Origin of the sequence: Pseudomonas sp. TE50-2 (genome assembly GCF_040813665.1) — a bacterium.
Classification (GTDB): Bacteria; Pseudomonadota; Gammaproteobacteria; order Pseudomonadales; family Pseudomonadaceae; genus Aquipseudomonas; species Aquipseudomonas soli.
Genome location: NZ_JBFNXN010000001.1, coordinates 3,705,330 through 3,731,100, shown reverse-complemented (window position 1 = coordinate 3,731,100; position 25,771 = coordinate 3,705,330). Strand labels below are relative to the sequence as shown.

Sequence of the window (25,771 nt, the reverse complement as noted above, 5' to 3'; positions counted from 1 at the left end):
CAACAATTAGGGGCCACCCCATATGCAAACCTGGCAACAACTCTATACCCCGCTTGGTAGCCTTGGCCTGTCCGCGCTGGCGGCGGTCATCCCAATCGTGTTCTTCTTCCTCGCCCTCGCCGTGTTCCGCCTCAAGGGCCACGTCGCCGGCAGCATCACCCTGGCACTGTCGATCCTGGTGGCCATCTTCGCCTTCCAGATGCCTGTCGACATGGCGCTGGCCGCTGCGGGCTATGGCTTCCTCTACGGCCTGTGGCCGATTGCCTGGATCATCGTCGCCGCGGTGTTCCTCTACAAACTCACGGTCAAGAGTGGCCAGTTCGAAGTCATCCGCAGCTCGGTACTGTCGATCACCGACGACCAGCGCCTGCAGGTACTGCTGATCGGCTTCTGCTTCGGTGCCTTCCTCGAAGGCGCGGCCGGCTTCGGCGCCCCGGTGGCGATCACCGCCGCGCTGCTGGTCGGCCTTGGCTTCAACCCGCTGTACGCCGCCGGCCTGTGCCTGATCGCCAATACCGCCCCGGTGGCCTTCGGCGCCCTGGGCATCCCGATCATCGTCGCCGGCCAGGTGACTGGCATCGACGCCTTCCACATCGGCGCCATGACCGGTCGCCAGCTGCCGCTGCTGTCGCTGTTCGTGCCGTTCTGGCTGGTGTTCATGATGGACGGCGTGCGCGGCGTGAAAGAGACCTGGCCTGCCGCCCTGGTGGCCGGCCTGAGCTTCGCCGTCACCCAGTACTTCACCTCCAACTTCATCGGCCCGGAGCTGCCCGACATCACCTCGGCCCTGGCCAGCCTGATCGCCCTGACCCTGTTCCTCAAGGTCTGGCAGCCCAAGCGCGCGTTCGCCGAGGCCAAGGGCAGTGTCGGCGCCGCCGTCGTGCAGTCGAGCGGCAGCCAACCGAGCCCGTACAGCTTTGGCGAGATCTTCAAGGCCTGGTCGCCCTTCCTGATCCTCACCGTGCTGGTGACCATCTGGACCCTGAAACCGTTCAAGGCGGCCTTCGCTCCAGGCGGCGCGATGTACAACTTCGTGTTCAACTTCGCCATCCCGCACCTCGACCAGCTGGTGGTCAAGACCGCACCAATCGTCACAGCGCCCACCGCCATGCCGGCGGTGTTCAAGCTCGACCCGATCTCCGCCACCGGCACCGCGATCTTCCTCTCGGCACTGATCTCGATGTGGGTGTTGAAGATCAACTTCAAAACTGGTCTGACCACTTTCAAAGAGACCTTCTGGGAACTGCGCTGGCCGATCCTGTCGATCGGCATGGTGCTGGCTTTCGCCTTCGTCACCAACTACTCGGGCATGTCCTCGACCATGGCCCTGGTGCTGGCCGGCACCGGCGCGGCGTTCCCGTTCTTCTCGCCGTTCCTCGGCTGGCTGGGCGTGTTCCTGACCGGCTCGGACACCTCGTCCAACGCCCTGTTCAGCTCGCTGCAGGCCACCACCGCGCACCAGATCGGCGTCAGCGACACCCTGCTGGTGGCGGCCAATACCAGCGGCGGCGTGACCGGCAAGATGATCTCGCCGCAATCGATCGCCGTGGCCTGCGCGGCCACCGGCCTGGTCGGCAAGGAATCCGACCTGTTCCGCTTCACCGTCAAGCACAGCCTGTTCTTCGCCACCATCGTCGGCCTGATCACTCTGGTCCAGGCCTACTGGCTCACTGGCATGCTGGTTCATCACTAAAGTGACAGGGGCCGGGCGCCTTGACGCGCCCGGCATTCCCCACAAGCAACGCTGCGAGAATCCATGATCATTTCCGCCTCCACCGACTATCGCGCCGCGGCCCAACGCAAGCTGCCCCCCTTCCTGTTCCACTACGCCGACGGCGGCGCCTACGCCGAACACACCCTGCGCCACAACGTCTCGGACCTGGCCGGCATTGCCCTGCGCCAGCGCGTGCTGAAGAACATGTCCGAGCTGAGCTTGCAGACGCGGCTGTTCGACGAAACCCTGAGCATGCCCGTGGCCCTCGCCCCGGTCGGCCTCACCGGCATGTACGCCCGCCGTGGCGAAGTGCAGGCGGCACGCGCAGCGGCGGCACACGGCATTCCGTTCACGATGTCGACGGTATCGGTGTGCCCGATCGAAGAAGTGGCCCCGGCCATCGACCGGCCGATGTGGTTCCAGCTGTATGTGCTCAAGGACCGCGGCTTCATGCGCAACGCCCTGGAGCGCGCCAAGGCCGCCGGCGTGAAGACCCTGGTGTTCACCGTCGACATGCCCGTGCCCGGCGCCCGCTACCGCGATGCCCACTCCGGCATGAGCGGCGCCAACGGCCCGCTGCGCCGCGTGCTGCAAGCCATGACCCACCCACAATGGGCCTGGGACGTCGGCGTGATGGGCCGCCCGCACGACTTGGGCAATATCTCCGCCTACCGCGGCAACCCCACGGGCCTGGCCGACTACATCGGCTGGCTGGGCAACAACTTCGACCCGTCCATCTCCTGGAAAGACCTGGAGTGGATCCGCGAATTCTGGGACGGCCCGATGATCATCAAGGGCATCCTCGACGCCGATGACGCCCGCGACGCGGTCAAGTTCGGCGCCGACGGCATCGTCGTCTCCAACCACGGCGGCCGCCAGCTCGATGGCGTGCTGTCCAGCGCCCGCGCCCTGCCGGCCATCGCCGACGCGGTGAAGGGCGATATCAAGATCCTCGCCGACTCCGGCATCCGCAGCGGCCTCGATGTGGTGCGCATGATCGCCCTGGGCGCCGACAGCGTGCTGATCGGCCGCGCCTTCCTCTATGCCCTGGCCACCCATGGCGAGGCCGGAGTGAAGAACCTGCTGGAGCTGTTCGAGAAAGAGATGCGCGTGGCCATGGTGCTGACCGGCGCCAAGTCCATCGGCGAGATCAGCAAAGACTCGCTGGTCCGCGAACTGGGCGCCTGAGCGCGCCCGCCAACGCCTGAATACCCGGGGCACGCCGCGCGCCAGACGCCGCGGCCCCGCGAGGAGACTGCATGAGCCTGCCCGCCGCGTTCCTGCGTGATGCCGAGCGCCTGATCCCCGCCGAACGCCGCTTCGACGACCCGACCTCGACCCTGGCCTTCGGCACCGACGCCAGCTTCTACCGGCTGATCCCCAAGCTGGTGCTGCGCGTGGAGTCCGAGGACGAAGTGGTCGCGCTGATCCAGCTGGCCCAGCGCGACCGGGTGCCGGTGACCTTCCGCGCCGCCGGCACCAGCCTGTCCGGCCAGGCCATCAGCGACTCGGTGCTGATCGTGCTCGGCGACAACTGGAATGGTCGGGAGATTCGCCACCAGGGCGGGCAGATCCGCCTGCAGCCCGGCGTGATCGGCGCCCAGGCCAATGCCTGGCTGGCCCCCTATGGGCGCAAGATCGGCCCGGACCCGGCGTCGATCAACGCCTGCAAGATCGGCGGTATCGTCGCCAACAATGCCAGTGGCATGTGCTGCGGCACCGCGCAGAACACCTACCACACCCTCGCTGGTCTGCGCCTGGTGCTGGCCGACGGCACCCGCCTGGACAGCGAGGACCCAACCAGCGTCGCCGCCTTCGAGCACAGCCACGCCGGCCTGCTGGACGAGCTGGCCCGCCTTGGCCGCGAGACCCGCGCCAACACCGCGCTGGCTGAACGCATCCGGCACAAGTACCGGCTGAAAAACACCACGGGGCTCTCACTCAACGCACTGGTGGACTACGACCAGCCGCTCGATATCCTGCAGCACCTGCTGGTCGGCTCCGAAGGCACCCTTGGTTTCATCAGCGCCGTCACCTACAACACCGTGCCCGACCACCCGCACAAGGCCAGCGCGCTGCTGGTGTTCCCCAGCGTTGAAAGCTGCTGCCGCGCCGTGACCATGCTCAAGCGCCAGCCAGTCTCCGCCGTGGAGCTGCTCGACCGCCGCAGCCTGCGCTCGGTGCAGGAGATGCCGGGCATGCCGGCATGGGTCAAGGACCTGTCGGCAAACGCCTGCGCCCTGCTGATCGAGTGCCGCGCCGCCAGCCAGAGCCTGCTGCACGAGCAGCTCGAGCAGGTGATGGCGTCCATCGACGACTACCCGCTGGAGCAGAAAGTCGCGTTCAGCGAAGACCCGGCGGTGTACAACCAGCTGTGGAAGATCCGCAAGGACACCTTCCCCGCTGTCGGCGCCGTGCGCCAGACCGGCACCACGGTGATCATCGAGGACGTGACCTTCCCCATCGAGCAACTGGCCGAAGGCGTCAACCGCCTGATCCAGCTGTTCGACAAGCACCGCTACGACGAGGCGATCATTTTCGGCCACGCCCTGGAAGGCAACCTGCACTTCGTCTTCACCCAGGGCTTCAACAGCGCTGAGGAAGTGGCTCGCTACCAGGCCTTTATGGACGACGTGGCGCAGCTGGTGGCAGTGGAGTTCGGCGGCTCGCTCAAGGCCGAGCACGGCACCGGGCGCAACATGGCGCCCTTCGTCGAGCTGGAATGGGGGCATGACGCCTACCAGCTGATGTGGAAGCTCAAGCGCCTGCTCGACCCCAACGGCATCCTCAACCCCGATGTGGTGCTGAGCGAGGACCCCGACATCCACCTGAAGAACCTCAAGCCGCTGCCGGCCGCCGACGAGATCGTCGACAAGTGCATCGAGTGCGGTTTCTGCGAGCCGGTGTGTCCGTCGAAAGGCCTTACCTTGAGCCCGCGCCAGCGCATCGTCATGTGGCGCGACATCCAGGCGAAGAAACGCGCCGGCGTTGATACCCGCGAACTGCTGCGCACCTACCAGTACCAGGGCATCGACACCTGCGCCGCCACCGGCCTGTGCGCCCAGCGCTGCCCGGTGGGCATCAACACCGGCGAGCTGGTGAAGAAGCTGCGTGGTCAGGCGGCCGAGCACGGCAAGGCCGCCGACTGGCTGGCCGAGCATTTCCACGCCACCCTGCGCGGCGCGCGCTTTACGCTGGCCGCCGCCAATGGCGCGCGCAAGCTGCTCGGCGCCCCGCGCATGAGCCGGCTCAGCGCCCGCCTGAGCAAGGCCAGCAAAGGCCGCCTGCCGCAGTGGACCCCCGCCATGCCGCAGCCGCTGCGAGCCGTCGAGTTCAGCACCGCGAGCCACGACGCCCGCCCTCGCGTGGTCTACCTGGCCGCCTGCGTATCGCGGGTCATGGGCCCGGCCTATGCCGACCGCGAGCAGAGTTCGCTGCTGGACAAGACCCGTGCCCTGCTGGAAAAGGCCGGCTACCAGGTAGTGTTCCCGGACAACGCCGACAGCCTGTGCTGCGGCCAGCCGTTCGCCTCCAAGGGCTACCCCGAGCAGGCCGAGCATAAACGCCAGGAACTGATCAACGCGCTGCTGCACGCCAGCCGTGGCGGCCTTGACCCGATCTACTGCGACACCAGCCCCTGCACCCTGCGCCTGGTCCAGGACCTGGGCGAATCGCGGCTGGACCTGTACGACCCGGTGCGCTTCATCCGCACCCACCTGGTCGACAAGCTGGAGTTCACCCCCCAGGACGAGCCCGTGGCGGTGCACGTGACCTGCAGCACCCAGCACCTGGGCGAAAGCCAGGCGCTGATCGACCTGGCGCGGCGCTGCAGCAAGCAGGTGGTGATCCCCGAAGGCATCCATTGCTGCGGCTTCGCCGGCGACAAGGGCTTCACCACACCGGAGCTCAACGCCCATTCGCTGCGCACACTCAAGGACGCGGTGCAGTATTGCAGCGAGGGGATCTCCACCAGCCGCACCTGCGAGATCGGCCTGTCGAGCCACAGTGGCATCGATTATCACGGACTGGTCTACCTGGTGGACCGGGTGACACGGGCGCGCAGTCTCTGAAGGCTGGGCTTTCTCGCACCGGCCTCTCGCCGGCAAGCCGGCTCCCACACCGACCGCGCTAGCCCAAAGCAATGCGCCATCCTGTGGGAGCCGGCTTGCCGGCGAGAGGCCGGTGCAGGCAAACAAGCCAGTTGCTCCCACAGGTATGGCGCATGCCGGCATGCGACTTCTGCACAAACCCCACGCACTCAAGTAAACTGGCGGCCTTTTCGCGCAGCCTCGGGCTGCCCCTGTCGATTTACCAAAGGTGCCCGCCATGCCCTGGCTGCAAGTACGCCTGGCCATCAGCCCGGAACAAGCCGAAACCTACGAAGACGCCCTGCTTGAAGTGGGCGCCGTCTCGGTGACTTTCATGGACGCCGAAGACCAGCCGATCTTCGAACCGGACCTCAACACCACTCCGCTGTGGTCGCACACGCACCTGCTGGCGCTGTTCGAGGCCGATGCCGAGCCCGAGCAAGTGTTCGCCCACCTGCGCCTGCTGACCGGCGCCGAGCTGCCCGAGTACCACGCCGAGGTGATCGAGGATCAGGACTGGGAGCGCAGCTGGATGGACAACTTCCAGCCGATGCGTTTCGGCCAGCGCCTGTGGATCGTGCCGAGCTGGCACGAAGCCCCGGAAAAGGACGCGGTCAACCTGCTGCTCGACCCGGGCCTGGCCTTTGGCACGGGTACCCACCCGACCACCGCGCTGTGCCTGGAATGGCTCGACGGCCAACAGCTGCAAGGCACGCAAGTGCTCGACTTCGGCTGCGGCTCGGGCATCCTGGCCATTGCCGCGCTGCTGCTCGGCGCCCGCCACGCGGTCGGCACCGACATCGACGTGCAGGCTATCGAGGCCTCGCGTGACAACGCCCAGCGCAACGGTATTGCCGACGACACGTTCGACCTGTACCTGCCCGAGCAGATGCCGGCCATGCAGGCCGACGTGCTGGTCGCCAACATCCTGGCCGGCCCGCTGGTATCGCTGGCGCCGCAGCTGTCCGGCCTGGTGCGCCCCGGCGGCCTGCTGGCGCTGTCGGGCATCCTCGCCGAACAGGGTGAGGAAGTGGCCGCCGCCTATGCCGCCGACTTCGACCTGGACCCGATCGTCGTGCGCGACGGCTGGGTACGTATCAGTGGTCGCCGCCGCTAAGCGCGCCTAGACTCATCTCCTGCACAGCTTCCCGGACAGCCGCATGACCGACAGTTTCGTCACCCAGTGCCCGCATTGCCAGACCAGCTTTCGCGTCACCCATCACCAGTTGAGCGTGGCCCGCGGCGTGGTGCGCTGCGGCCAATGCCTGCAGGTGTTCAACGCGGCGAAACAACTGCTGGAGCAGAATCGCGCCGCGGCTGGCGAAGGCGACACCCGTGCGCCGGCGCCGGCAGCCGAGCCGGCCGTGCCAGCGCCCGCAGCCGAGCAACCGGAGGCCGCCCCACCGGCACCGAGCGAGGACAACTGGACGGTCACGGCCGAGGAACTGGATGCCCTCGACCTCGACCAGGAACTGGCGCGCCTTGAACGGCGCAGCCCGGGTGATCGGCGCGCAGCCCCGGCCAAGGGCATGCTCCAGGCCCGCCGCGACGATCAGCCCGGCGATGGGCCTGGCGATGAACCGTTCGGCACCGCCACTGACGGCGACCGTGAGCCTGCGCAGGAGCGCGAGGACGCACCGATGCTGGTCGAGCAGGAGCCGCTGGACCTGGCACCGGCCGACGACGAGCGCACCGAGCCTACCCTCGGCGCCACCAGCCTCGATCTGGACGATGAACCGCAAGTGCGCGATCGGCCACTCGACGACGACCTCGACGAACCCTCGCGACAGCTGCCCAACCATGACGAACCGGTGCCGGAGAAAGGCTTTTCGGCGCTGGACGACGAGGTGCACAGCGCACCGTTCTCGGCCCGCGACGATGACCCCGACGAACATCCCGGGCAGCGCCTGGAACCGAGCCTGGCCGCCAAGCCCGAACGCTCGCGCAAGGAGCCGCTGGTCGACGTGGTCGACGACCCGTTGCAGCTGGGCTGGGAAAAGCCCGCCCCGAACTGGGGCAAGCGCCTGCTGTGGGGTTTCCTGACCCTGCTGGCCGCGGGCTTGCTGGCATTCCAGTACGTCTGGTTCCACTTCGACGAAATGGCCCGCCAGGATCAGTACCGCCCGTGGTTCCAGCAGCTGTGCCCGATGTTCGGCTGCCAGGTGCCAACCCGCGTCGACATCTCGCGGATCAAGAGCAGCAACCTGGTGGTGCGCAGCCACCCGGACTTCAAAGGGGCGCTGATCGTCGACGCGATCATCTACAACCGCGCGCCCTTCGCCCAGCCCTTCCCCCTTCTCGAATTGCGTTTCGCCGACCTCAACGGCCAGTTGATCGCCAGCCGGCGCTTCAAGCCCAGCGAGTACCTGTCGGGCGAGCTGGCCGGGCGCGGCGAGATGCCCAGCCAGACGCCGATCCACATCGCCCTGGACATCCTCGACCCTGGGCCGAAGGCGGTGAACTACAGCCTGAGCTTCCGTTCGCCGGAGTAAGCGACAGGCGGCAAGCTTCAAACCGCAGGTAAAAGCCTGTCTGCAGGCCTCTTGCAGCTTGAAGCTTGCCGCTTGGCACTGGGTGTCATAACGCCGCAACTGTTCAGATTTTATCCAGATTCATCTTTATCCGGTCATCGAGAGCGGGTATCATGCCATCCCTTTTTCGAACTCCAATGATTCGGCCCCACAACAGGGAACACCTATGTCGGCGGTACGCATCGGCCCTTACACACTGCAGAACAACCTGATCCTGGCCCCCATGGCCGGCGTCACGGACCAGCCTTTCCGAACACTGTGCAAACGCCTGGGGGCGGGCATGGTGGTATCGGAGATGGTCTCCAGCGACATGCGCCTGTGGAACAGCCGCAAGTCGAGCCTGCGCCGCATCCACGAAGGTGATCCCGAGCCACGCTCGGTGCAGATCGCCGGTGGCGACGCGCAGATGATGGCCGAGGCGGCCCGGGCCAACGTCGAAGCCGGCGCGCAGATCATCGATATCAACATGGGCTGCCCGGCGAAAAAAGTCTGCAACAAGGCCGCAGGCTCTGCTTTATTGAGAGATGAAGCCTTGGTCACCGAAATCCTCCATGCCGTCGTCGGCGCCGTGGACGTGCCGGTGACGCTGAAGATCCGCACCGGCTGGGACCGGGCGAGCAAGAACGGCCTGAACGTGGCGAAGATCGCCGAACAGGCCGGCATCCAGGCGCTGGCGGTGCATGGCCGCACACGCGCCGACCTGTACACCGGTGACGCCGAGTACGACACCATCGCCGCGATCAAGCAGGCGGTGTCGATCCCGGTATTCGCCAACGGCGATATCACCTCGCCGGAAAAGGCCCGGGCGGTTTTACACGCCACCGGCGCCGACGGCCTGCTGATCGGCCGTGCCGCCCAGGGGCGGCCGTGGATTTTCCGCGAGATCGAGCATTACCTGCGCACGGGCGAGCACCTGCCCGCCCCGGCGCTGGACGAAGTGGAACGCATTCTGCTGGAGCACCTGGCCGCGCTGCATGCCTTCTATGGCGATGTGATGGGCGTGCGGATCGCCCGCAAGCACGTTGGCTGGTACCTGGCAACCCGACCTGGCGGCAAGGAGTTCCGCAGCCAGTTCAACGCTTTGCAAGACACACAAGCGCAGTGCGCCAACGTTCAGGCGTTTTTCGCCGAACGTCGACAGAGCCTTGGGACAGAGGACGAACAAGGGGTGGCCGCATGACGATGATGACCGAGACATTAGTGAGTGGAACAACGCCCGTGAGCGACAACGCCAACCTCAAGCAGCACCTGAACACGCCGAGCGAAGAGGGCCAGACCCTGCGCGACAGCGTCGAGAAGGCACTGCACAACTACTTCGCCCACCTGGAAGGCGCTACCGTCACGGACGTGTACAACCTGGTGCTCTCGGAAGTCGAGGCGCCGCTGCTCGAATGCGTGATGAACTACGTCAAGGGCAACCAGACCAAGGCCAGCGAAATGCTCGGGCTCAACCGAGGCACGCTGCGCAAGAAGCTCAAGCAGTACGATCTGTTGTAAGGCCAGAACCCCAACCAAAAAGGCGCTCATGCAAAGAGGCGCCTTTTTTGCTGACTCCACCGCGTTATGGAATCTGAAATGACCGACCAGACTACCCGCCTGCCGATCCGCCGCGCCCTGATCAGCGTCTCCGACAAGACCGGTATCCTCGAATTCGCCCGTGAGCTGCAACAGCTCGGTGTCGAGATCCTGTCCACCGGCGGCACCTACAAGCTGCTCAAGGACAACGGCGTCAACGCGGTGGAAGTGGCCGACTACACCGGCTTCGCCGAAATGATGGACGGCCGGGTCAAGACCCTGCATCCGAAGATCCACGGCGGCATCCTGGGCCGTCGCGGCACCGACGACGCCATCATGAACGAGCATGGCATCAAGCCGATCGACCTGGTCGCGGTCAACCTGTACCCGTTCGAAGCCACCATCAGCAAGCCGGGCTGCGACCTGCCGACCGCCATCGAGAACATCGACATCGGCGGCCCGACCATGGTCCGTTCCGCGGCGAAAAACCACAAGGACGTGGCCATCGTGGTCAACGCCAGCGATTACGCCGGCATTGTCGAAGGCCTGAAAGCCGGCGGCCTGACCTACGCCCAGCGCTTCGACCTGATGCTCAAGGCCTTCGAGCACACCGCCGCCTACGACGGCATGATCGCCAACTACATGGGCACCATCGACCAGGCCAAGGACACCCTGTCCACCGAAGACCGCAGCGAGTTCCCGCGCACCTTCAACAGCCAGTTCGTCAAGGCCCAGGAAATGCGCTACGGCGAGAACCCGCACCAGAGCGCGGCGTTCTATGTCGAGGCCAAGAAGGGCGAGGTCAGCATTTCCACCGCCATCCAGCTGCAAGGCAAGGAGCTGTCGTTCAACAACGTGGCCGACACCGACGCCGCGCTGGAGTGCGTGAAGAGCTTCGTCAAGCCGGCCTGCGTGATCGTCAAGCACGCCAACCCGTGCGGCGTGGCCGTGGTGCCTGAGGACGAAGGCGGTATCCGCAAGGCCTACGACCTGGCCTACGCCACCGACACCGAGTCGGCGTTCGGCGGCATCATCGCCTTCAACCGCGAGCTGGACGGCGAAACCGCCAAAGCCATCGTCGAGCGCCAGTTCGTCGAAGTGATCATCGCCCCGAAAATCTCCCAGGCCGCCCGCGAAGTCGTGGCCGCCAAGCAGAACGTGCGTCTGCTGGAATGCGGCGAGTGGCCAGCCGAGCGCACCGCCGGTTGGGACTTCAAGCGCGTCAACGGTGGCCTGCTGGTGCAGAGCCGCGATATCGGCATGATCACTGCCGACGACCTGAAGATCGTCACCAAGCGTGCGCCGACCGAGCAGGAAATCCACGACCTGGTGTTTGCCTGGAAAGTGGCCAAGTTCGTCAAGTCCAACGCCATCGTCTACGCCAAGCAGCGCCAGACCATCGGCGTCGGCGCCGGCCAGATGAGCCGCGTCAACTCCGCGCGCATCGCCGCGATCAAGGCCGAACATGCCGGCCTGCAGGTGCAGGGCGCGGTAATGGCCTCGGATGCGTTCTTCCCGTTCCGTGATGGCATCGACAACGCGGCTAAAGTGGGTATCAGCGCGGTGATCCAGCCGGGTGGTTCGATGCGTGATGCCGAGGTGATTGCCGCCGCCGACGAAGCCGGTATCGCCATGGTATTCACCGGCATGCGCCACTTCCGCCACTGATTATGGCAATCGGCCGCACTGAAGCAGGCATCTGCTGCGTTGGGGCCGGTTCCGCTGATGCTCATTGCCATAAGGCAACTGCGCTCATCGGAACCGTCCCCGCCTTGCATCTACCTGCTTCATTGCGACCTCGTACAGCGAGGGGTGCTGCCTCTCGTTCGACAGATTTCGAGGTTTTGACATGAAAGTTTTGATCATCGGCAGCGGCGGTCGCGAACACGCCCTGGCCTGGAAAGTCGCCCAGGACCCACGGGTCGAGAAAATCTTCGTGGCGCCGGGTAACGCCGGTACCGCCAGCGAAGCCAAGTGCGAGAACGTCGCCATCGACGTCACTGCCCTGGAGCAACTGGCCGACTTCGCCGAGAAGAACGTCGACCTGACCATCGTCGGCCCGGAAGCGCCGCTGGTCATCGGTGTCGTGGACCTGTTCCGCAGCCGTGGCCTGGACTGCTTCGGCCCGACCAAGGGCGCGGCCCAGCTGGAAGGCTCCAAGGCCTTCACCAAGGACTTCCTGGCCCGCCACAAGATCCCGACTGCCGACTACCAGAACTTCACCGAGATCGAGCCGGCCCTGGCCTACCTGCGTGAGAAAGGCGCGCCGATCGTGATCAAGGCCGACGGCCTGGCCGCCGGTAAAGGCGTGATCGTCGCCATGACCCTGCAGGAAGCCGAAGACGCCGTGCGCGACATGCTCGCCGGCAACGCCTTCGGTGAAGCCGGTTCGCGCGTGGTGATCGAAGAGTTCCTCGACGGCGAAGAAGCCAGCTTCATCGTCATGGTCGACGGCCACAACGTGCTGCCAATGGCCACCAGCCAGGACCACAAGCGTGTCGGCAACCAGGATACCGGCCCGAACACCGGCGGCATGGGTGCCTACTCCCCTGCCCCCGTGGTCACTGCCGACGTGCACCAGCGCGTGATGGACCAGGTGATCTGGCCGACCGTGCGCGGCATGGCCGAGGAAGGCAACGTCTACACCGGCTTCCTGTATGCCGGCCTGATGATCGACAAGGCGGGCAACCCCAAGGTCATCGAGTTCAACTGCCGCTTCGGCGACCCGGAAACCCAGCCGGTCATGCTGCGCCTGGAGTCGAGCCTGGTGCTGCTGATCGAAGCCGCCTTCGCCAAGGCCCTGGACAAGGTCGAAGCGCAATGGGACCCGCGCCCGAGCCTGGGCGTGGTGCTGGCCGCCGGTGGCTACCCGGGCGACTACGCCAAGGGCGCCGTGATCAGCGGCCTGGACGCCGCCGCCAAGCTTGAAGGCAAGGTGTTCCACGCCGGTACCGCGCTGAAGGACGGCCAGGTGGTCACCGCCGGTGGCCGCGTACTGTGCGCCACCGCCATGGGCGACACCGTCGAAGCCGCCCAGCAGCAGGCCTACCGCCTGGCCGAGCAGGTCAAGTGGGACGCCAGCTTCTACCGCAACGACATCGGCTACCGGGCCATCGCCCGCGAGCGCGGTGAGCAGCAGTAAAAGTGCAGCCAACGGTCGTGCCGCTCCCGGCGCACGACCTTCGGCTCGTCGTCAAGGCCCCGTCGGGGCCTTGCCTTCGCCTTGGCGCGCCGCGCATAGTGGTTATCCGGCACATTAGCTAAGAAGGGATTTCGTCGTGCGTCGGCTTCGGATTGCCATAGCCCTGATCGTCAGCCTGCTGACCCTGCTCTGCCTGCTCCCGGCACACGCCGAACAGGCTGCAGGCTGGTCGGCGCTGCTCGATGAACAGGCCAACCTGCAGCTGTCCGACGTGCGCTCCGAACGCTACCGCAACCAGTTCAGCCCATTGGCCCTCGAAGAACTGGATGCCGCCCTCCCCGACCAGGCCCTGTGGTTGCACTACCGCCTGGATCCGAGCGACCAGGAACAACTGGTACGCATTTTCGCCCCCGACCTGTCACGCCTTGACCTCTACGCCCTGGAAGGCGGCAAATTGCTGCGCCAGTTGCACCATGGCCGGCAGGGCGACGGCCTCAGCCCGACCCTGCGCGGCAGGGATCACGTGCTGCCACTGCCGCACAGCAACCAACCGCTGGATATCTACCTGCGGCTGGTTTCCGAACACCAGTTGCGCCCGGCCATCACGGTCGAGACCACCGCCCACGCCGCCGCCGACCAACGCCAGTCGCTGCTGTTCGGCCTGTTGTTCGGTGGCCTGGTGATGCTGATCCTGCACAACCTGATCCGCTTCGGTTACACACGCTCCAGCACCACGCTGGTACTGGCGCTGTACCACGGCCTGATGATGCTCAGCGCGCTGATCCTGCTCAACCTCACTGGGCCCTGGGGGCAGCTGTGGCACAGCGCGCAAACCCCGGCGGCCTACCTGACGCTGGTACTGGCAGGCCTGGCCGGGTTGTACTTCACCCTGCACTTCTTCTCCCCCTGCAGTTCGGCGCGGCTGAATCGCCTGCTGCACATGGAGATGCTGGTGGCCGCGGTCAGCGGCCTGGTGCTGCTGTTCGTCGACACCCTGCCGCTGAACCTGATGACCTACGCCCTGCTCGCCCTGGGCAGCGTGAGCATGCTGCTGGTCAGCGGCTATCACTGGTACAAGGGGTATGGCCCGGCGCGCCTGTTCGCCGTGGCGATGCTGGTGTTCAACCTCGGCGGCCTGGTGCTGCTGCCGGCCCTGCTGGGCCTCACCCGCACCTCCACGCCCTGGTTGCTGTGCATCCTCATGGCGCTGACCGTGGTCAGCGGCCTGCTGCTCAACCTCGCGGTCAGCGAGCGCCTGCGCCGGATCAGCGAGGAGCGCTTCCGCGCCAGCCGCGCCCTGGCCGCCAGCGACGCCGAGATCAACGCCAAGGCCGAGTTCCTGGCCAAGATCAGCCATGAGATCCGCACCCCCATGAACGGCGTGCTGGGCATGACCGAGCTGCTGCTCGGCACGCCGCTGTCGGTCAAGCAGCGCGACTATGTGCAGACCATCCACAGCGCCGGCAACGAACTGCTCACCCTGATCAACGAAATCCTCGACATCTCCAAGCTCGAGTCGCGGCAGATCGAGCTGGACGACGTACAGTTCGACCTCAATGCCCTGATCGAGGACTGCCTGAACATCTTCCGGGCCAAGGCCGAGCAGCAGAACATCGAACTGATCAGCTTCACCCAGCCACAGGTGCCGCGGGTGGTCAGCGGCGACCCGACGCGCCTGCGCCAGGCCTTGTCGAGCCTGCTGGACAACGCCCTGAAGAACACCACCCAGGGCGAGATCCTGCTGGTGGTGGCCCTCGACCAGCGTGGCGACAGCCCGCGCCTGCGCATCGCCGTGCAGGACAGCGGCGAGCCCATGCCGCCGGCCGAGCGCGACGCCTTGCTGCAGGCCGAGCTGCACAGCCGCCACTTCCTCTCCAGCAACAAGCTCGGTGGCCACCTGGGCCTGGTGATCGCCAAGCAACTGATCGGCCTGATGCAGGGCGAGTTCGGCATCAAGACCAGCACCAGCATGGGCAACACCCTGTGGCTGACCCTGCCGCTCGACCCGCTGCGCCTGGAGCAGCCGCCCACCGACCTCGACGGCCCGCTGCGCGACGCCCGGGTACTGGTGGTGGACGACAACGACACCTGCCGCAAGGTACTGGTGCAGCAATGCAGCGCCTGGGGCATGAACGTCAGCGCGGTGCCGTCGGGCAAGGAGGCGCTGGCCTTGCTGCGCACCAAGGCGCACCTGCGCGACTATTTCGACGCGGTGCTGCTCGACCAGAACATGCCCGGCATGACCGGCATGCAGTTGGCGGCCAAGATCAAGGAAGACCCGAGCCTGAACCACGACATCCTGGTGGTCATGCTCACCGGCATCAGCAACGCGCCGAGCAAGATCATCGCCCGCAACGCCGGGGTCAAGCGCATCCTCGCCAAGCCGGTAGCCGGCTACACGCTCAAGACCACCCTTGCCGAGGAACTCGCCCTGCGCGGCCGCGAGCAGGCCGCACCGCCACTGCCGGTCGGTACCCCGGTGCCGCTGGACCTGCCCGGCGACTTCCGCATCCTGGTGGCCGAGGACAACAGCATCTCGACCAAGGTCATCCGCGGCATGCTCGGCAAGCTCAACCTCGAGCCGGACACCGCCAGCAACGGCGAAGAGGCCCTGCAGGCGATGAAGGCCAAGCACTACGACCTGGTGCTGATGGACTGCGAGATGCCAGTGCTCGATGGCTTCTCCGCTACCCAGCAGCTGCGCGCCTGGGAGACCGCCAACCAGCGTCCGCGCACTCCGGTGGTGGCATTGACCGCGCATATCCTCAACGAGCACAAGGAGCGCGCGCGCCTGGCCGGCATGGACGGGCACATGGCCAAGCCGGTGGAGCTGTCGCAGTTGCGCGAGCTGGTGCAGTTCTGGGCGGGCCAGCGGCAGGTGGTGTCCGACGACACCACGCAGATCCTGTAGGCGCTACCTCAGCTGCGAGGCAGCCACCACAGAAACTGATACCCGCTTCGCGGGTGATCGCGGCTGAAGCCGCTCCTGCAGGTTCCGTGCTATACAGGTGCCACCCATTCCCGCCGCGGACCCAGCGCCATGCTCCATGAGTTGTTCAGCGTCTACCTGAAGATGCTCGTGCTCTACAGCCCGTTCTTCGTACTCTCATGTTTCATCGGCCTGACCCGCGGCCACTCCAGCAAGGAGCGCAAGCAACTGGCCTGGCGGGTAGCCATTGCCACGCTGGTCGCCAGCGTGCTGCTGTACCTGTTCGGGCGGGTGATCTTCGGGGTATTCGGCATCACCGCCGACGCCTTCCGCATCGGCGCAGGCTCGGTGCTGTTCATCTCGGCGCTGGGCATGGCTCAGGGCAAGTCGGCGGTGCAGACCGACAACGTGCAGCAGGACGTGACCATCGTGCCGCTGACCATTCCGCTCACCGTCGGCCCCGGCACCATCGGTGCGTTGCTGGTGATGGGCGTGGGCCAACCGCACTGGGACGACAAGCTGCTGGCCATCGTCAGCATCGCCCTGGCCAGCTTCACCGTGGGCCTGGTGCTGTACCTCTCGCACCGTATCGAACGGATCCTCGGCGACCAGGGCCTGCAGATCGTCAGCCGCCTGATGGGGCTGTTCGTCTGCGCCCTGGCGGCGCAGATCATCTTCACCGGGATCAAGGGTTACCTGCTGCCCTGACCCCGGCTGCGCTCAGGGCTTGGCGGGGTACCAGCGCGGCGTGTACACCCACTGGCCGCCATCGGCACGGGGGAAGGTGCAGGTGGTCGAGGAGCCGACCAGCACCATGGTGCGCATGTCGACCATCTCCGGCAGCAGCTCGCCCAAGGTCACCACCCGCAGGGTCTGCCCCGGCCGGCCGATATCACGGCCCAGCACCACGGGGGTGCCTGCGTCGCGATGGCGGCGTACCACCTCCAGCGCCACGCCCAGCTGATGCGGCCGGGACTTGGAGATCGGGTTGTAGAACGCCAGCACCAGATCTGCCTGGGCCGCCAGGTCGAGGCGTTTCTCGATGATCGACCAGGGCTTGAGGTTGTCCGACAGCGACATCACGCAGAAGTCGTGGCCCATTGGCGCCCCCGCCTGAGCGGCGGTAGCCAGCGAGGCCGAGACGCCGGGCAGGATCTCCAGCTCGACGCGCTGCCAGGCCGGGTCACTGGATTCGTGGAGCGCTTCGAGCACTGCGGCGGCCATAGCGAACACGCCCGGATCGCCCGACGACACCACCACCACCGAACGCCCTTGCGCCGCCAGCTCGAAGGCATGGCGGGCGCGCTGCATCTCTTCACGGTTGTCGGTGCAGTGCAGCACCTGGTCGTCGCGGAAGGGGCCGGCCATGCGCACGTAGGTTTCGTAACCCAGCACATCCTGCGCACACGCCAGCTCCGCCTTGACCGCCGGCACCATCAGCTCGGCGGCACCAGGGCCCAGGCCGATCACGGCCAGGCGACCACGGCGCCGGCCAATGCGGTCGATGTCGACAGGTGCCGGGCAAACGGCATGGGCGAGCCCCACGGCCGAACCTACCCGCGCTTGCGGCACTGCATCAGCCAGCATCCGTTCCAGGCTTTCGGCAGCCGGGGCGAAGCGCAGGGCGACATTCAATGCCCGTGCAGCTTCGTGCAGGGTCGGCTCCGCCATCTCGGTTTCGCTCGCCAGCAGGCAGGCCAGCGCGGGCTCGGCGATGTTCGCCCGCAGCAGTTCCTCGCGTATTTGGTGCACCAGGTCGGCGCTACCAGCCGTGACCGCCACCACCACGCAACGCGCATGGATCAGCAGTTCGTCACGGCTGGCCGGACGCAGTGCGCTGCCCACGTGGATAGTGCGTTGCGCCTCGTCACTGGCGGGCAACTGCGCGTGTTCGAGCCACGGCGCGTCGCCTTCGACACGCACCGTCTCGCCCGCCAGCAGGTCGGAGACGAAGCGCTTGCCCTGCTCCAGGTCCGCCAGTGCGTAACCCTCGGGCGGGTTGAGCAGGCAGGTGCCAAAGCGCAGCTCGCCACTGGTGGTGATCGCCGCGCTCACACCCAGCGCCTCGCCGATCTCTCGGGCCATGACATTGACCCCACCCAGGCCACCGAGCAGCGGCACCACGGCGCTGCCGTCCTCGGCCACCACCAGTACCGGTGGCTCGACGCCTTTTTCGCTCAACAGCGGCGCCAGGGTGCGAATGACGATACCCGCCGCGCACAGGGCGATGATCGGCGTGTCCTGCTGGTACAGCGCACGCAGGGTGTCGCCAAATGCTGCGTAGTATCGCTCGGCCCCTTCCACGCGCCCTTCCAGGCCATGGATCAGCGCCTGTGGATAACAGGCCTGGATACGCCGCGCGGTGGCCAGGCTGCCCGGGCCGAGAATGACGATTGCCGGAGCCTTGTTCATCCCTGCCATTTCTCACCCGGCACGATGATCAGCGAGAAGTATGGCGAGGACTGTGGGTCGACCTCGTCCAGCGCGACGATCTTCTGGTTGGCCATGGTCGCCCGCTCCACGTACAGCGCACGGCTATCCATGCCCAGCTCGGCGAGCACCTGGCGCACCTTGGGGAAGTTGCGTCCCAGTTTCATGATCACTGCGGCGTCGGCATCGGCCAGACGGCGCTTGAGCTCCTCATGGGGCAACACACCGGATAGCACGGTGAGGGTCTGGTTGCGATACACCAGCGGCGCGCCGAGCACCGAGGCGCCGCCGAGCATCGAGCACACGCCCGGGATCACCTGGGCCTCGTAGCGCGAGGCCAGGCGGTCGTGCAGGTACATGTATGAGCCGTAGAAGAACGGGTCGCCCTCGCAGATCACCGCCACGTCACGGCCGGCATCCAGGTGTTCGGCCACCTGCACGCTGGCTTCGTCGTAGAAGTCGCTGATCACCTGTTCATAGGACAGCGGTGCCGGCAGCGCCTCGGTGGTCACCGGGTACACCAGCGGCAACAGGGTCTGTTCGGCTTGCAGGTGCGCTTCGATGATGCCGAAGGCATTGCCGCGCTTGCCCTTGGCGACGAAGTACGCCACCACCGGCGCCTCGCGCAGCAGGCGCAAGGCCTTGACCGTTATCAGCTCAGGGTCGCCCGGGCCCACGCCCAGGCCCAGCAGTCGTCCGCGTGCCTGCATCATTCCACCTCCGTGGCCAGGGCGTTGACTGCCGCGGCGGCCATCGCGCTGCCGCCCAAGCGGCCCTGCATGATCACGAACGGCACGCCGCGGCTGTCGGCGGCGAGCATCGCCTTGGATTCGGCGGCGCCGACGAAGCCGACCGGGAAGCCGAGGATCAACGCCGGCTTCGGTGCGCCGGCATCGAGCATTTCCAGCAGGTAGAACAGCGCGGTCGGCGCGTTGCCGATCACCACCACGCTGCCTTCCAGGTGCGGACGCCACAGCTCCAGGGCCACGGCGGAACGGGTGTTGCCTTCGGCCTTGGCCAGGTCCGGCACGCTCGGGTCGCGCAGGGTGCAGATCACCGGGTTGTTGGCCGGCAGACGGGCGCGGGTGATGCCTTCGGCGACCATGTGCGCGTCGCAAAGAATCGGCGCGCCCTTGGCCAGGGCCTCGCGACCGGCACTGCCGGCGCCTTCGGAGAACTGCAGGCCATCGATGGCCTCGACCATGCCGCAGGCATGGATCACGCGCACGGCGAGCTTTTCAAGATCGGCGGGGATCCGCTCGAGCCGGGCTTCCTCGCGGATGATGCGGAAGGAATTGCGATAGATCTCCTGACCATCGCGGATGTAGTCAATCATCAAGGTGCTCCGTCGGCAGGTCGAGCATGGCGCCTGCTTCTTCTGGGGTGAGGTCGGCGCCGCGCAGCCTGCCGAAGCCCGGCTGGCGCGCATCGCGCAAGTAAAGGTCATAGCGGCCCGGGGCGCGGGCCAGCAGGGTGGCCGGGGCCGTGTGGGCCATGGCACAGGAACGTGGGCAGGCGGACAGGTGCACGCTGCCTGGGGCGCCGTGGTGCAGCAAGCCGGCCAGGGTCACGGCATCGGCCTTGGTGTCGGCCTGGCCCTTGGCGCAGCCGCTGGAGCCGGTGCAGGCGACGACCCGCGCCAGCGGGTGCTCGCTGTGACACAGCAGGCCCATGGCTGCAAGGTGTTCGCGGGCAGGCTGCACATGGGCCGGGTTCAGGTTGGTCAGTACCAGGCTCTGCCAAGGCGTCAGGCGCAAGCTGCCATCGCCCCATTGGCGGACGACATGGGCGGCGCCGCGCAGCATGGCCGAGGTCAGGCGACCAAGGGGTGGCGCGACGCCGAGGGCCACGCCCTGGCGCTGGGGCAGCACGCCAAGCCAGGCACTTGTCGTTGCCGGGCGCTGCCAAGCCAGCGATGAGGTGTCGATTTGCAGGGGCAGCCCTTCAAGGAAGTGCTCCACCGGGCACACCTGCAGCAATTGACGCATGCGCGACTGCTCGGGCGTCGCCAGGTCGAGGAAGCGCTCCAGCACTGCACGCACCAACGCCAGCCCCTGCTCCACCGGCACCGCGCCCAGCGCCTGGCCAGTCGACAGGCTGCTGGCGAGCCCGAACCGCAACCAGATGCGTCCTTCGCGTTGCATCGCGGACAGCCACAGGTCATGGGCGTGCTCGAGCATCGCCAGCGCTTCGCCGCCATCGAGTTGCACGGCGAACTTGGCCGACAGCTTGTGGAACCTGGGTGTACTTTCCAGCAGGTTGAGAATCTGCCCGGCCAACGGTCGGGTGTCGAACACCATGGCCGGATCGAGCCCAGCCAATGGGCTGACCATGAGGTTGCGCACATCATCACCGGCCGCGTCACGCGGGCCGAGCCCGGCAGCCAGCAGATGCTCGACCAGGCCCCGGTGATCATCACCGATGCCGCGAATCTGCAGATTGGCCCGGTTGGTCGCCTCGATCACGCCTCCGGCAAAACGCTCGCCGGCGTCGGCCACGGCATCGGCCTGGTCGGCCAGCAGCAGGCCACCGGGCAGCTTGATCCGGCAGATGCCGCCATCGCGCGCGGCGACGATGCGCCACAACCCCGGGCAGGCCGAGGGACGGGGCGAAACTTCGGGGGGCAGGGGCGGCGTCAAGGGGGCATCCGGCAATCGTGAAAGTGCGCTTCAGTGTAGAAGGCGCGGTATTATGCCTGCTTTGTCCGGCGGCATGAAAAACCGGTGGTCGAACGCCCCGCGATCAATGAACGGTACGAGGAACAGATGGCCCCCTGGCTGACAGTAATAGGCATCGGCGAAGACGGCTTCAGCGGCCTGGGCAAACAGGCCCGGCGCGCCCTGCTAGCGGCCACGCGCATCATCGGTGCCCCGCGCCAGCTGGCCCTGCTGCCCCGCTGCGTCACCGCCGAGCAACTGCACTGGCCCAGCCCCTTCTCCCTGGCCCCGGTGCTGGCCCTGCGCGGCGAGCCGGTATGCGTATTGGCCAGCGGCGATCCGATGTTCTACGGCGTCGGCGCCAGCCTGGCGCGCCAGCTGCCCGCCGAGGAACTGCAGGTGCTGTCGATGCCCTCCTCCTGCGCCCTGGCCGCCGCCCGCCTGGGTTGGCCGCTGCAGGACGTGCAGGTGGTCTCGGTGGTCGCCCGCCCGCTGGCGGCGCTCAATGCCCACCTGTACAGCGGCATGCGCCTGCTGGTGCTGAGCAACGACGAAAGCAGCCCGGCGGCCATTGCCGCGCAACTGCGCGAACGTGGCTTCGGCCCCAGCCGTCTCCAGGTGTTCGAACACCTCGGCGGCCCGCAGGAAAGAACGCTGAGCGGCACCGCCGACGACTGGCCACACACCGACATCGCCCCGCTCAACCTGGTCGCCATCGAATGCCAGGCCTCGCTTGATGCGCCGCGCCTGCCTCGCGTGGCCGGCCTGCCCGACAGCGCCTTCCGTCACGACGGCCAGCTGACCAAGCGCGACGTGCGAGCGATTACCCTGGCCCGCCTGGCACCGCAACCGGGCGAACTGCTGTGGGACGTAGGCGCCGGTTGCGGCTCCATCGGCATCGAATGGATGCGCGCCCACCCCAGCTGCCGCACCCTTGCGATCGAGGCAGACGAAGGCCGCCAGGGCTATATCGAACACAACCGCGACACCCTCGGCGTGCCCGGCCTGCAACTGATCCGCGGCAAGGCACCCGAGGCGTTGGCTGGGCTGGAACGTCCGGACGTGATCTTCATCGGCGGTGGCGTCACCCGCGAAGGCGTGCTCAACCTGTGCTGGGAGCGCCTGCTGCCGGGCGGGCGCCTGGTTGCCAACGCCGTCACGCTGCAAAGCGAGGTCGCCCTGGCGCAGTTTCGCGACCAGCATGGCGGCGAGCTGACCCGTATCCATATCGCCCACACCCAGCCGCTGGGCAGTTTCGACACCTGGCGCCAGGCCCTGCCGATCACGTTGCTCGACGTGGTGAAACCCGTCGATGCGTGAAGAAACCCGCGAACAGCCCGCGCCCCTGCGCAGCGGCCTGACCACCGGCAGCTGCGCCACCGCCACCAGCCTGGCGGCGGCGCGCCTGCTGCTGACCGGCCAGCACAATGACGCGGTGCACATCACCCTGCCCAAGGGCAAGGTGGTAGAGATGCGCCTGGAGTTCTGCCATCTCAAAGGCGAAGCCGCCGAAGCCGGCACCCTGAAAGATGCCGGCGACGACCCCGATGTCACCCATGGCGCCCTGCTCTACAGCCAGGTGCGCCTGCTGGCCGAGCCCGGCATTCGCTTTGTCGCCGGGCAAGGCGTGGGGACCGTTACCCGCCCGGGGCTGGTGCTGGGCGTCGGCGAGCCGGCGATCAACCCGGTACCGCGCAGGATGATCGGCGACCACTTGCAACAGTTGGCCAGCGAATGCGGCTATGGCGGCGGTTTTGAAGTCACGGTCAATGTCCAGGACGGCGAGTCGCTGGCCCTGAAGACCATGAACCCGCGCCTGGGCATCCTCGGCGGGCTGTCGATCCTCGGTACCAGCGGCATCGTCCGGCCGTTTTCCTGCTCGGCCTACATCGCCTCGATCCACCAGGGCATCGACGTCGCCCACACCAATGGCTACACGCACATCGCCGCCTGCACCGGCAACGCCAGCGAAGACACCATGCGCCGGGTCTACGGCCTGCCGGAGATCGCCCTGATCGAGATGGGCGACTTCGTCGGCGCCGTGCTCAAGCACCTGCGCAAGGTGCCGGTGCCGCGCCTCACGCTATGCGGTGGCTTCGGCAAGATCAGCAAGCTGGCGGCCGGGCACATGGACCTGCACAGCCGCCATTCGAGCATCGACCTGCCGCAGCTGGCGGGCTGGGCTGCCGACATTGGCGCCGACTCAGCGTTGCAAGCGGCGATCGTCGGCGCCAACACCAGCCAGCAGGCCCTCGCCCTGGCCCATGCCGCCGGTATCGCCTTGGGCGACGAAGTCTGCCGCCATGCGCTGAACTTCGCCCGTAGCGTGGTGCCGGCCCAGGTCCAGGTGGAGGTGTTCGCCATCGACCGCCAGGGCGGTATCGTCGGCAAGGCGGGTGTGCAATGAACGGGCGCATCCTGCTGCTGGGCGGCGTTACCGAGGCCCTGGCCATCGCCCGTACACTCGGGCCGCAGCATGTCTACAGCCTCGCCGGCATCGGCCGTATTCCCCAGGACCTGGCCTGCCAGGTACGGGTCGGCGGCTATGGCGGCGCCGAAGGCCTGGCCGAGTACCTGCGTGTCGAAGGCATCGACCTGCTGATCGACGCCACCCATCCCTATGCCGCGCAGATCAGCCGCAACGCCGCCCTCGCCGCACGCAGCGCTGGCATTCCCTGCTGGGCCCTGCGCCGCCCGGCATGGCAGGCACAGCCTGGCGATGACTGGCGCGAAGTCGAGGACTGGGCCGGGCTGATCGAGGCGCTGGCCCCGTTCGAGCGCCCCTTGTTCACCCTTGGCCGCGAACCCCTGCAACATCTGGACGAAATCCCCCCACACCAGTTCTGGACCCTGCGCGCCCTCGAAGCGTGTCCAGGCAATGAACGCTGCGAGGTGATCGGTGCGCGCGGACCATTCCTCATCGACGATGAGCGTACCCTGTTCGAACGTCGACGGATCGATGTGCTGGTGAGCAAGAACAGTGGCAGCACGGCCACCGAGCCGAAGCTGGAAGTGGCAAGGGAGCGAGGTACTCCGGTGTTGATTCTCAAACGCCCCGAGCTTCCCGAGGTCGATCGGTTGTTCAGCTCTGTGACTGAACTGGTATCGGCACTTACGCGCTGACTTCGATGGTCCCCTTGGCCTGACCGGAGTCTCAGACGCTTCAACCTTCTCACCAAATGGCCATTTGCCTCTCCACTGCCGTAAACTCTGACCCCTCCCCCTGGAAGGCCCTGCTCATATGGAAATGCAATGGTGGATCTGGCTCGTCTTCGGCGTGGCCCTGATCCTGCTGGAACTGGTGCTCCCCACCTTCTTCATTCTCTGGTTCGGCATCGGTGCCGTACTGGTGTCGTTCATTTCGCTGCTTGCTCCCGGCCTGCAACTCGATATGCAGGGCCTGCTGTGGGTGGTGCTCTCATCGATTACCACCGCCCTCTGGTTCAAGGTGTTCCGGCGCAAGAAGCCGGACGTGCGCTGGACCGCCGACAGCGTGATCGGTGAGGTCGGCCTGCTGACCAGCGCCGTGTCGCAGTTCCAGAAAGGCCGCGTGCGCTTCCAGAAGCCGATCCTCGGCAACGAGGAATGGACCTGCGTCGCCGACAGCGACATCCCCGCCGGCGAGCGTGTGCGCCTGGCCGCCATCGAAGGCAACACCGCCCGGGTTACCCGGGCCTGAATCCGCACTAAAAGGAAGTTCGCACCATGACCAGCCTCATCGTCGTCGCCACCCTCGCTGTATTCGTCCTCATCACCGTGTTCAAGGGCGTGCGCATCGTGCCCCAGGGCGAGGAATGGATCGTCGAGCGCCTGGGCCGCTACCACAGCACCCTCAAGCCGGGCCTGAACATCGTCATTCCGTACATGGACGTGGTCGCCTACCGCCTGCCGACCAAGGACATCATCCTCGACGTGCAGCAGCAGGAAATCATCACCAAGGACAACGCGGTGATCGTCGCCAACGCCCTGTGCTTCGCCAAGGTGGTCGATCCGCAGAAGGCCTCGTACGGCGTGCAGAACTTCTCGTTCGCCGTCACCAGCCTGACCATGACCTCGCTGCGCGCCATCGTCGGCGCCATGGACCTGGACGAGGCGCTGTCCAGCCGCGAGCAGATCAAGGCACGTCTGCGCGAGGCGATGTCCGAGCAGACCGAAGACTGGGGCGTGACCGTGCGCTCGGTGGAGATCCAGGACATCAAGCCATCGCCGAGCATGCAGACCGCCATGGAGCGCCAGGCGGCCGCCGAGCGTGAGCGTAAAGCCGATGTGACCCGTGCCGAAGGCAACAAGCAGGCGGCGATTCTCGAGGCCGAAGCGCGGCTGCAGGCGGCCAAGCTGGATGCCGAGGCCCAGGTGAACCTGGCCGAAGCGTCGGCGCGGGCGATCACCCTGGTCAAGGAAGCGGTGGGCAGCGAGACCGTGCCGGCCATGTACCTGCTGGGTGAGCGTTACATTGGCGCGATGGAGAACCTGGCGGCCAGCGACAACTCGAAAGTCGTGGTACTGCCGGCGGACCTGCAGGAAACCGTGCGCGGCCTGATGGGCCGCGGCAAGGCTTGATATCGTCGGGGGGTGCTTTGCGCCTCTTTCGCTGCGGTTCGTCGCCACGACAAGCCAGCTCCCACAGGGTTCGCCGCAACACCTGTGGGAGCTGGCTTGCCAGCGAAAGGGCTGCTGTGCAGCCCCAGGTGCGGCACTTCACCGCACCCCGGCTTTTTTACCTATACTCCGCCGTACAATAGCCATCACGATTCCTGACCGGATC

20 protein-coding genes are annotated in these 25,771 nt (G+C 66.7%); 16 read left to right on the top strand and 4 right to left on the bottom strand.

All coding sequences use genetic code 11. From position 1 onward, the window contains the following. Positions 1–22 precede the first annotated feature (22 nt). The 11 genes from AAHK21_RS17030 to AAHK21_RS16980 all read left to right on the top strand — a co-directional run bounded on the left by AAHK21_RS17030 (position 23) and on the right by AAHK21_RS16980 (position 16,627). Positions 23–1,693 carry a lactate permease LctP family transporter gene (locus AAHK21_RS17030; RefSeq protein WP_102683181.1) on the top strand — a complete coding sequence of 557 codons (1,671 nt, stop codon included), beginning with the start codon at positions 23–25 and terminating at the stop codon, positions 1,691–1,693. Positions 1,694–1,756: 63 nt separating this feature from the next. Beyond that, the gene (lldD, locus tag AAHK21_RS17025; protein WP_367857853.1) at positions 1,757–2,902 is read left to right on the top strand and encodes an FMN-dependent L-lactate dehydrogenase LldD; all 1,146 of its coding nucleotides are present in this window, start codon (positions 1,757–1,759) and stop codon (positions 2,900–2,902) included. 71 nt (positions 2,903–2,973) lie between these two features. After that, positions 2,974–5,784 carry an FAD-binding and (Fe-S)-binding domain-containing protein gene (locus AAHK21_RS17020; RefSeq protein ID WP_367857852.1) on the top strand — a complete coding sequence of 937 codons (2,811 nt, stop codon included), beginning with the start codon at positions 2,974–2,976 and terminating at the stop codon, positions 5,782–5,784. Positions 5,785–6,040: 256 nt separating this feature from the next. Next, the gene (gene prmA, locus AAHK21_RS17015; RefSeq protein ID WP_046854052.1) at positions 6,041–6,919 is read left to right on the top strand and encodes a 50S ribosomal protein L11 methyltransferase; all 879 of its coding nucleotides are present in this window, start codon (positions 6,041–6,043) and stop codon (positions 6,917–6,919) included. Between the two features lie 43 nt (positions 6,920–6,962). Further along, positions 6,963–8,294, top strand: coding sequence for a DUF3426 domain-containing protein (locus tag AAHK21_RS17010; protein ID WP_367857851.1), 1,332 nt, complete (start codon positions 6,963–6,965; stop codon positions 8,292–8,294). 205 nt (positions 8,295–8,499) lie between these two features. Further along, positions 8,500–9,513 (top strand): tRNA dihydrouridine synthase DusB, encoded by a 1,014-nt coding sequence (dusB, locus tag AAHK21_RS17005; protein ID WP_217867308.1) that lies wholly within the window; start codon positions 8,500–8,502, stop codon positions 9,511–9,513. After that, positions 9,510–9,830 (top strand): DNA-binding transcriptional regulator Fis, encoded by a 321-nt coding sequence (gene fis / locus AAHK21_RS17000; RefSeq protein ID WP_011535876.1) that lies wholly within the window; start codon positions 9,510–9,512, stop codon positions 9,828–9,830. The genes dusB and fis overlap by 4 nt, the downstream gene beginning before the upstream one ends. A gap of 78 nt (positions 9,831–9,908) precedes the next feature. Next, positions 9,909–11,516, top strand: coding sequence for a bifunctional phosphoribosylaminoimidazolecarboxamide formyltransferase/IMP cyclohydrolase (gene purH, locus AAHK21_RS16995; RefSeq protein WP_367857850.1), 1,608 nt, complete (start codon positions 9,909–9,911; stop codon positions 11,514–11,516). Between the two features lie 181 nt (positions 11,517–11,697). Beyond that, a complete protein-coding gene (gene purD, locus AAHK21_RS16990; RefSeq protein WP_038706875.1) occupies positions 11,698–12,990 on the top strand; it encodes a phosphoribosylamine--glycine ligase in 1,293 nt (430 codons plus the stop codon). A gap of 136 nt (positions 12,991–13,126) precedes the next feature. Continuing rightward, complete coding sequence (locus AAHK21_RS16985) at positions 13,127–15,901, top strand: hybrid sensor histidine kinase/response regulator (RefSeq protein ID WP_046854048.1); 2,775 nt, start codon at positions 13,127–13,129, stop codon at positions 15,899–15,901. Positions 15,902–16,030: 129 nt separating this feature from the next. After that, the gene (locus AAHK21_RS16980) at positions 16,031–16,627 is read left to right on the top strand and encodes a MarC family protein (RefSeq protein WP_023633040.1); all 597 of its coding nucleotides are present in this window, start codon (positions 16,031–16,033) and stop codon (positions 16,625–16,627) included. 12 nt (positions 16,628–16,639) lie between these two features. Here AAHK21_RS16980 and cobJ read toward each other — a convergent pair whose 3' ends face one another. The 4 genes from cobJ to cobG are packed head-to-tail and all read right to left on the bottom strand — an operon-like array spanning position 16,640 to position 21,003. Then, the gene (gene cobJ / locus AAHK21_RS16975; protein ID WP_367857849.1) at positions 16,640–18,340 is read right to left on the bottom strand and encodes a precorrin-3B C(17)-methyltransferase; all 1,701 of its coding nucleotides are present in this window, start codon (positions 18,338–18,340) and stop codon (positions 16,640–16,642) included. Then, entirely contained in the window at positions 18,328–19,062 is a 735-nt protein-coding gene (locus AAHK21_RS16970; protein WP_102683173.1) for a precorrin-2 C(20)-methyltransferase, read from the bottom strand. The genes cobJ and AAHK21_RS16970 overlap by 13 nt, the downstream gene beginning before the upstream one ends. Next, positions 19,059–19,685 carry a precorrin-8X methylmutase gene (locus AAHK21_RS16965; RefSeq protein WP_046854044.1) on the bottom strand — a complete coding sequence of 209 codons (627 nt, stop codon included), beginning with the start codon at positions 19,683–19,685 and terminating at the stop codon, positions 19,059–19,061. Before AAHK21_RS16965 ends, AAHK21_RS16970 begins: the two co-directional genes overlap by 4 nt. Further along, positions 19,678–21,003, bottom strand: coding sequence for a precorrin-3B synthase (cobG, locus tag AAHK21_RS16960; RefSeq protein WP_367857848.1), 1,326 nt, complete (start codon positions 21,001–21,003; stop codon positions 19,678–19,680). Before cobG ends, AAHK21_RS16965 begins: the two co-directional genes overlap by 8 nt. 111 nt (positions 21,004–21,114) lie before the next feature. Between cobG and cbiE the strand changes: the two genes are divergently transcribed. The 5 genes from cbiE (at position 21,115) to AAHK21_RS16935 (ending at position 25,566) form a co-directional block, all read left to right on the top strand. Then, positions 21,115–22,326 carry a precorrin-6y C5,15-methyltransferase (decarboxylating) subunit CbiE gene (cbiE, locus tag AAHK21_RS16955; RefSeq protein WP_367858999.1) on the top strand — a complete coding sequence of 404 codons (1,212 nt, stop codon included), beginning with the start codon at positions 21,115–21,117 and terminating at the stop codon, positions 22,324–22,326. Further along, positions 22,319–23,413 carry a cobalt-precorrin-5B (C(1))-methyltransferase gene (locus tag AAHK21_RS16950; protein ID WP_367857847.1) on the top strand — a complete coding sequence of 365 codons (1,095 nt, stop codon included), beginning with the start codon at positions 22,319–22,321 and terminating at the stop codon, positions 23,411–23,413. The genes cbiE and AAHK21_RS16950 overlap by 8 nt, the downstream gene beginning before the upstream one ends. Further along, positions 23,410–24,129 (top strand): cobalt-precorrin-6A reductase, encoded by a 720-nt coding sequence (locus AAHK21_RS16945; RefSeq protein WP_367857846.1) that lies wholly within the window; start codon positions 23,410–23,412, stop codon positions 24,127–24,129. The genes AAHK21_RS16950 and AAHK21_RS16945 overlap by 4 nt, the downstream gene beginning before the upstream one ends. Positions 24,130–24,247: 118 nt before the next feature. Continuing rightward, positions 24,248–24,685, top strand: coding sequence for an NfeD family protein (locus tag AAHK21_RS16940; RefSeq protein WP_102683977.1), 438 nt, complete (start codon positions 24,248–24,250; stop codon positions 24,683–24,685). 26 nt (positions 24,686–24,711) lie between these two features. Further along, positions 24,712–25,566 carry an SPFH domain-containing protein gene (locus AAHK21_RS16935; RefSeq protein WP_023631114.1) on the top strand — a complete coding sequence of 285 codons (855 nt, stop codon included), beginning with the start codon at positions 24,712–24,714 and terminating at the stop codon, positions 25,564–25,566. Positions 25,567–25,771 lie beyond the last annotated feature (205 nt).

What these genes read in the sequence shown, in the direction of transcription:
- AAHK21_RS16980 (WP_023633040.1), top strand. Translation starts at nt 16,031, where the DNA reads ATGCTCCATGAGTTGTTCAGCGTCTACCTGAAGATGCTCGTGCTCTAC.
- AAHK21_RS16970 (WP_102683173.1), bottom strand. Translation starts at nt 19,062, where the DNA reads ATGATGCAGGCACGCGGACGACTGCTGGGCCTGGGCGTGGGCCCGGGC.
- AAHK21_RS17020 (WP_367857852.1), top strand. Translation starts at nt 2,974, where the DNA reads ATGAGCCTGCCCGCCGCGTTCCTGCGTGATGCCGAGCGCCTGATCCCC.
- AAHK21_RS16940 (WP_102683977.1), top strand. Translation starts at nt 24,248, where the DNA reads ATGGAAATGCAATGGTGGATCTGGCTCGTCTTCGGCGTGGCCCTGATC.
- AAHK21_RS16935 (WP_023631114.1), top strand. Translation starts at nt 24,712, where the DNA reads ATGACCAGCCTCATCGTCGTCGCCACCCTCGCTGTATTCGTCCTCATC.
- cobJ (WP_367857849.1), bottom strand. Translation starts at nt 18,340, where the DNA reads ATGGCAGGGATGAACAAGGCTCCGGCAATCGTCATTCTCGGCCCGGGC.
- fis (WP_011535876.1), top strand. Translation starts at nt 9,510, where the DNA reads ATGACGATGATGACCGAGACATTAGTGAGTGGAACAACGCCCGTGAGC.
- purD (WP_038706875.1), top strand. Translation starts at nt 11,698, where the DNA reads ATGAAAGTTTTGATCATCGGCAGCGGCGGTCGCGAACACGCCCTGGCC.
- cbiE (WP_367858999.1), top strand. Translation starts at nt 21,115, where the DNA reads ATGGCCCCCTGGCTGACAGTAATAGGCATCGGCGAAGACGGCTTCAGC.
- AAHK21_RS16950 (WP_367857847.1), top strand. Translation starts at nt 22,319, where the DNA reads ATGCGTGAAGAAACCCGCGAACAGCCCGCGCCCCTGCGCAGCGGCCTG.
- purH (WP_367857850.1), top strand. Translation starts at nt 9,909, where the DNA reads ATGACCGACCAGACTACCCGCCTGCCGATCCGCCGCGCCCTGATCAGC.
- AAHK21_RS17030 (WP_102683181.1), top strand. Translation starts at nt 23, where the DNA reads ATGCAAACCTGGCAACAACTCTATACCCCGCTTGGTAGCCTTGGCCTG.
- AAHK21_RS17010 (WP_367857851.1), top strand. Translation starts at nt 6,963, where the DNA reads ATGACCGACAGTTTCGTCACCCAGTGCCCGCATTGCCAGACCAGCTTT.
- lldD (WP_367857853.1), top strand. Translation starts at nt 1,757, where the DNA reads ATGATCATTTCCGCCTCCACCGACTATCGCGCCGCGGCCCAACGCAAG.
- AAHK21_RS16945 (WP_367857846.1), top strand. Translation starts at nt 23,410, where the DNA reads ATGAACGGGCGCATCCTGCTGCTGGGCGGCGTTACCGAGGCCCTGGCC.
- dusB (WP_217867308.1), top strand. Translation starts at nt 8,500, where the DNA reads ATGTCGGCGGTACGCATCGGCCCTTACACACTGCAGAACAACCTGATC.
- AAHK21_RS16965 (WP_046854044.1), bottom strand. Translation starts at nt 19,685, where the DNA reads ATGATTGACTACATCCGCGATGGTCAGGAGATCTATCGCAATTCCTTC.
- prmA (WP_046854052.1), top strand. Translation starts at nt 6,041, where the DNA reads ATGCCCTGGCTGCAAGTACGCCTGGCCATCAGCCCGGAACAAGCCGAA.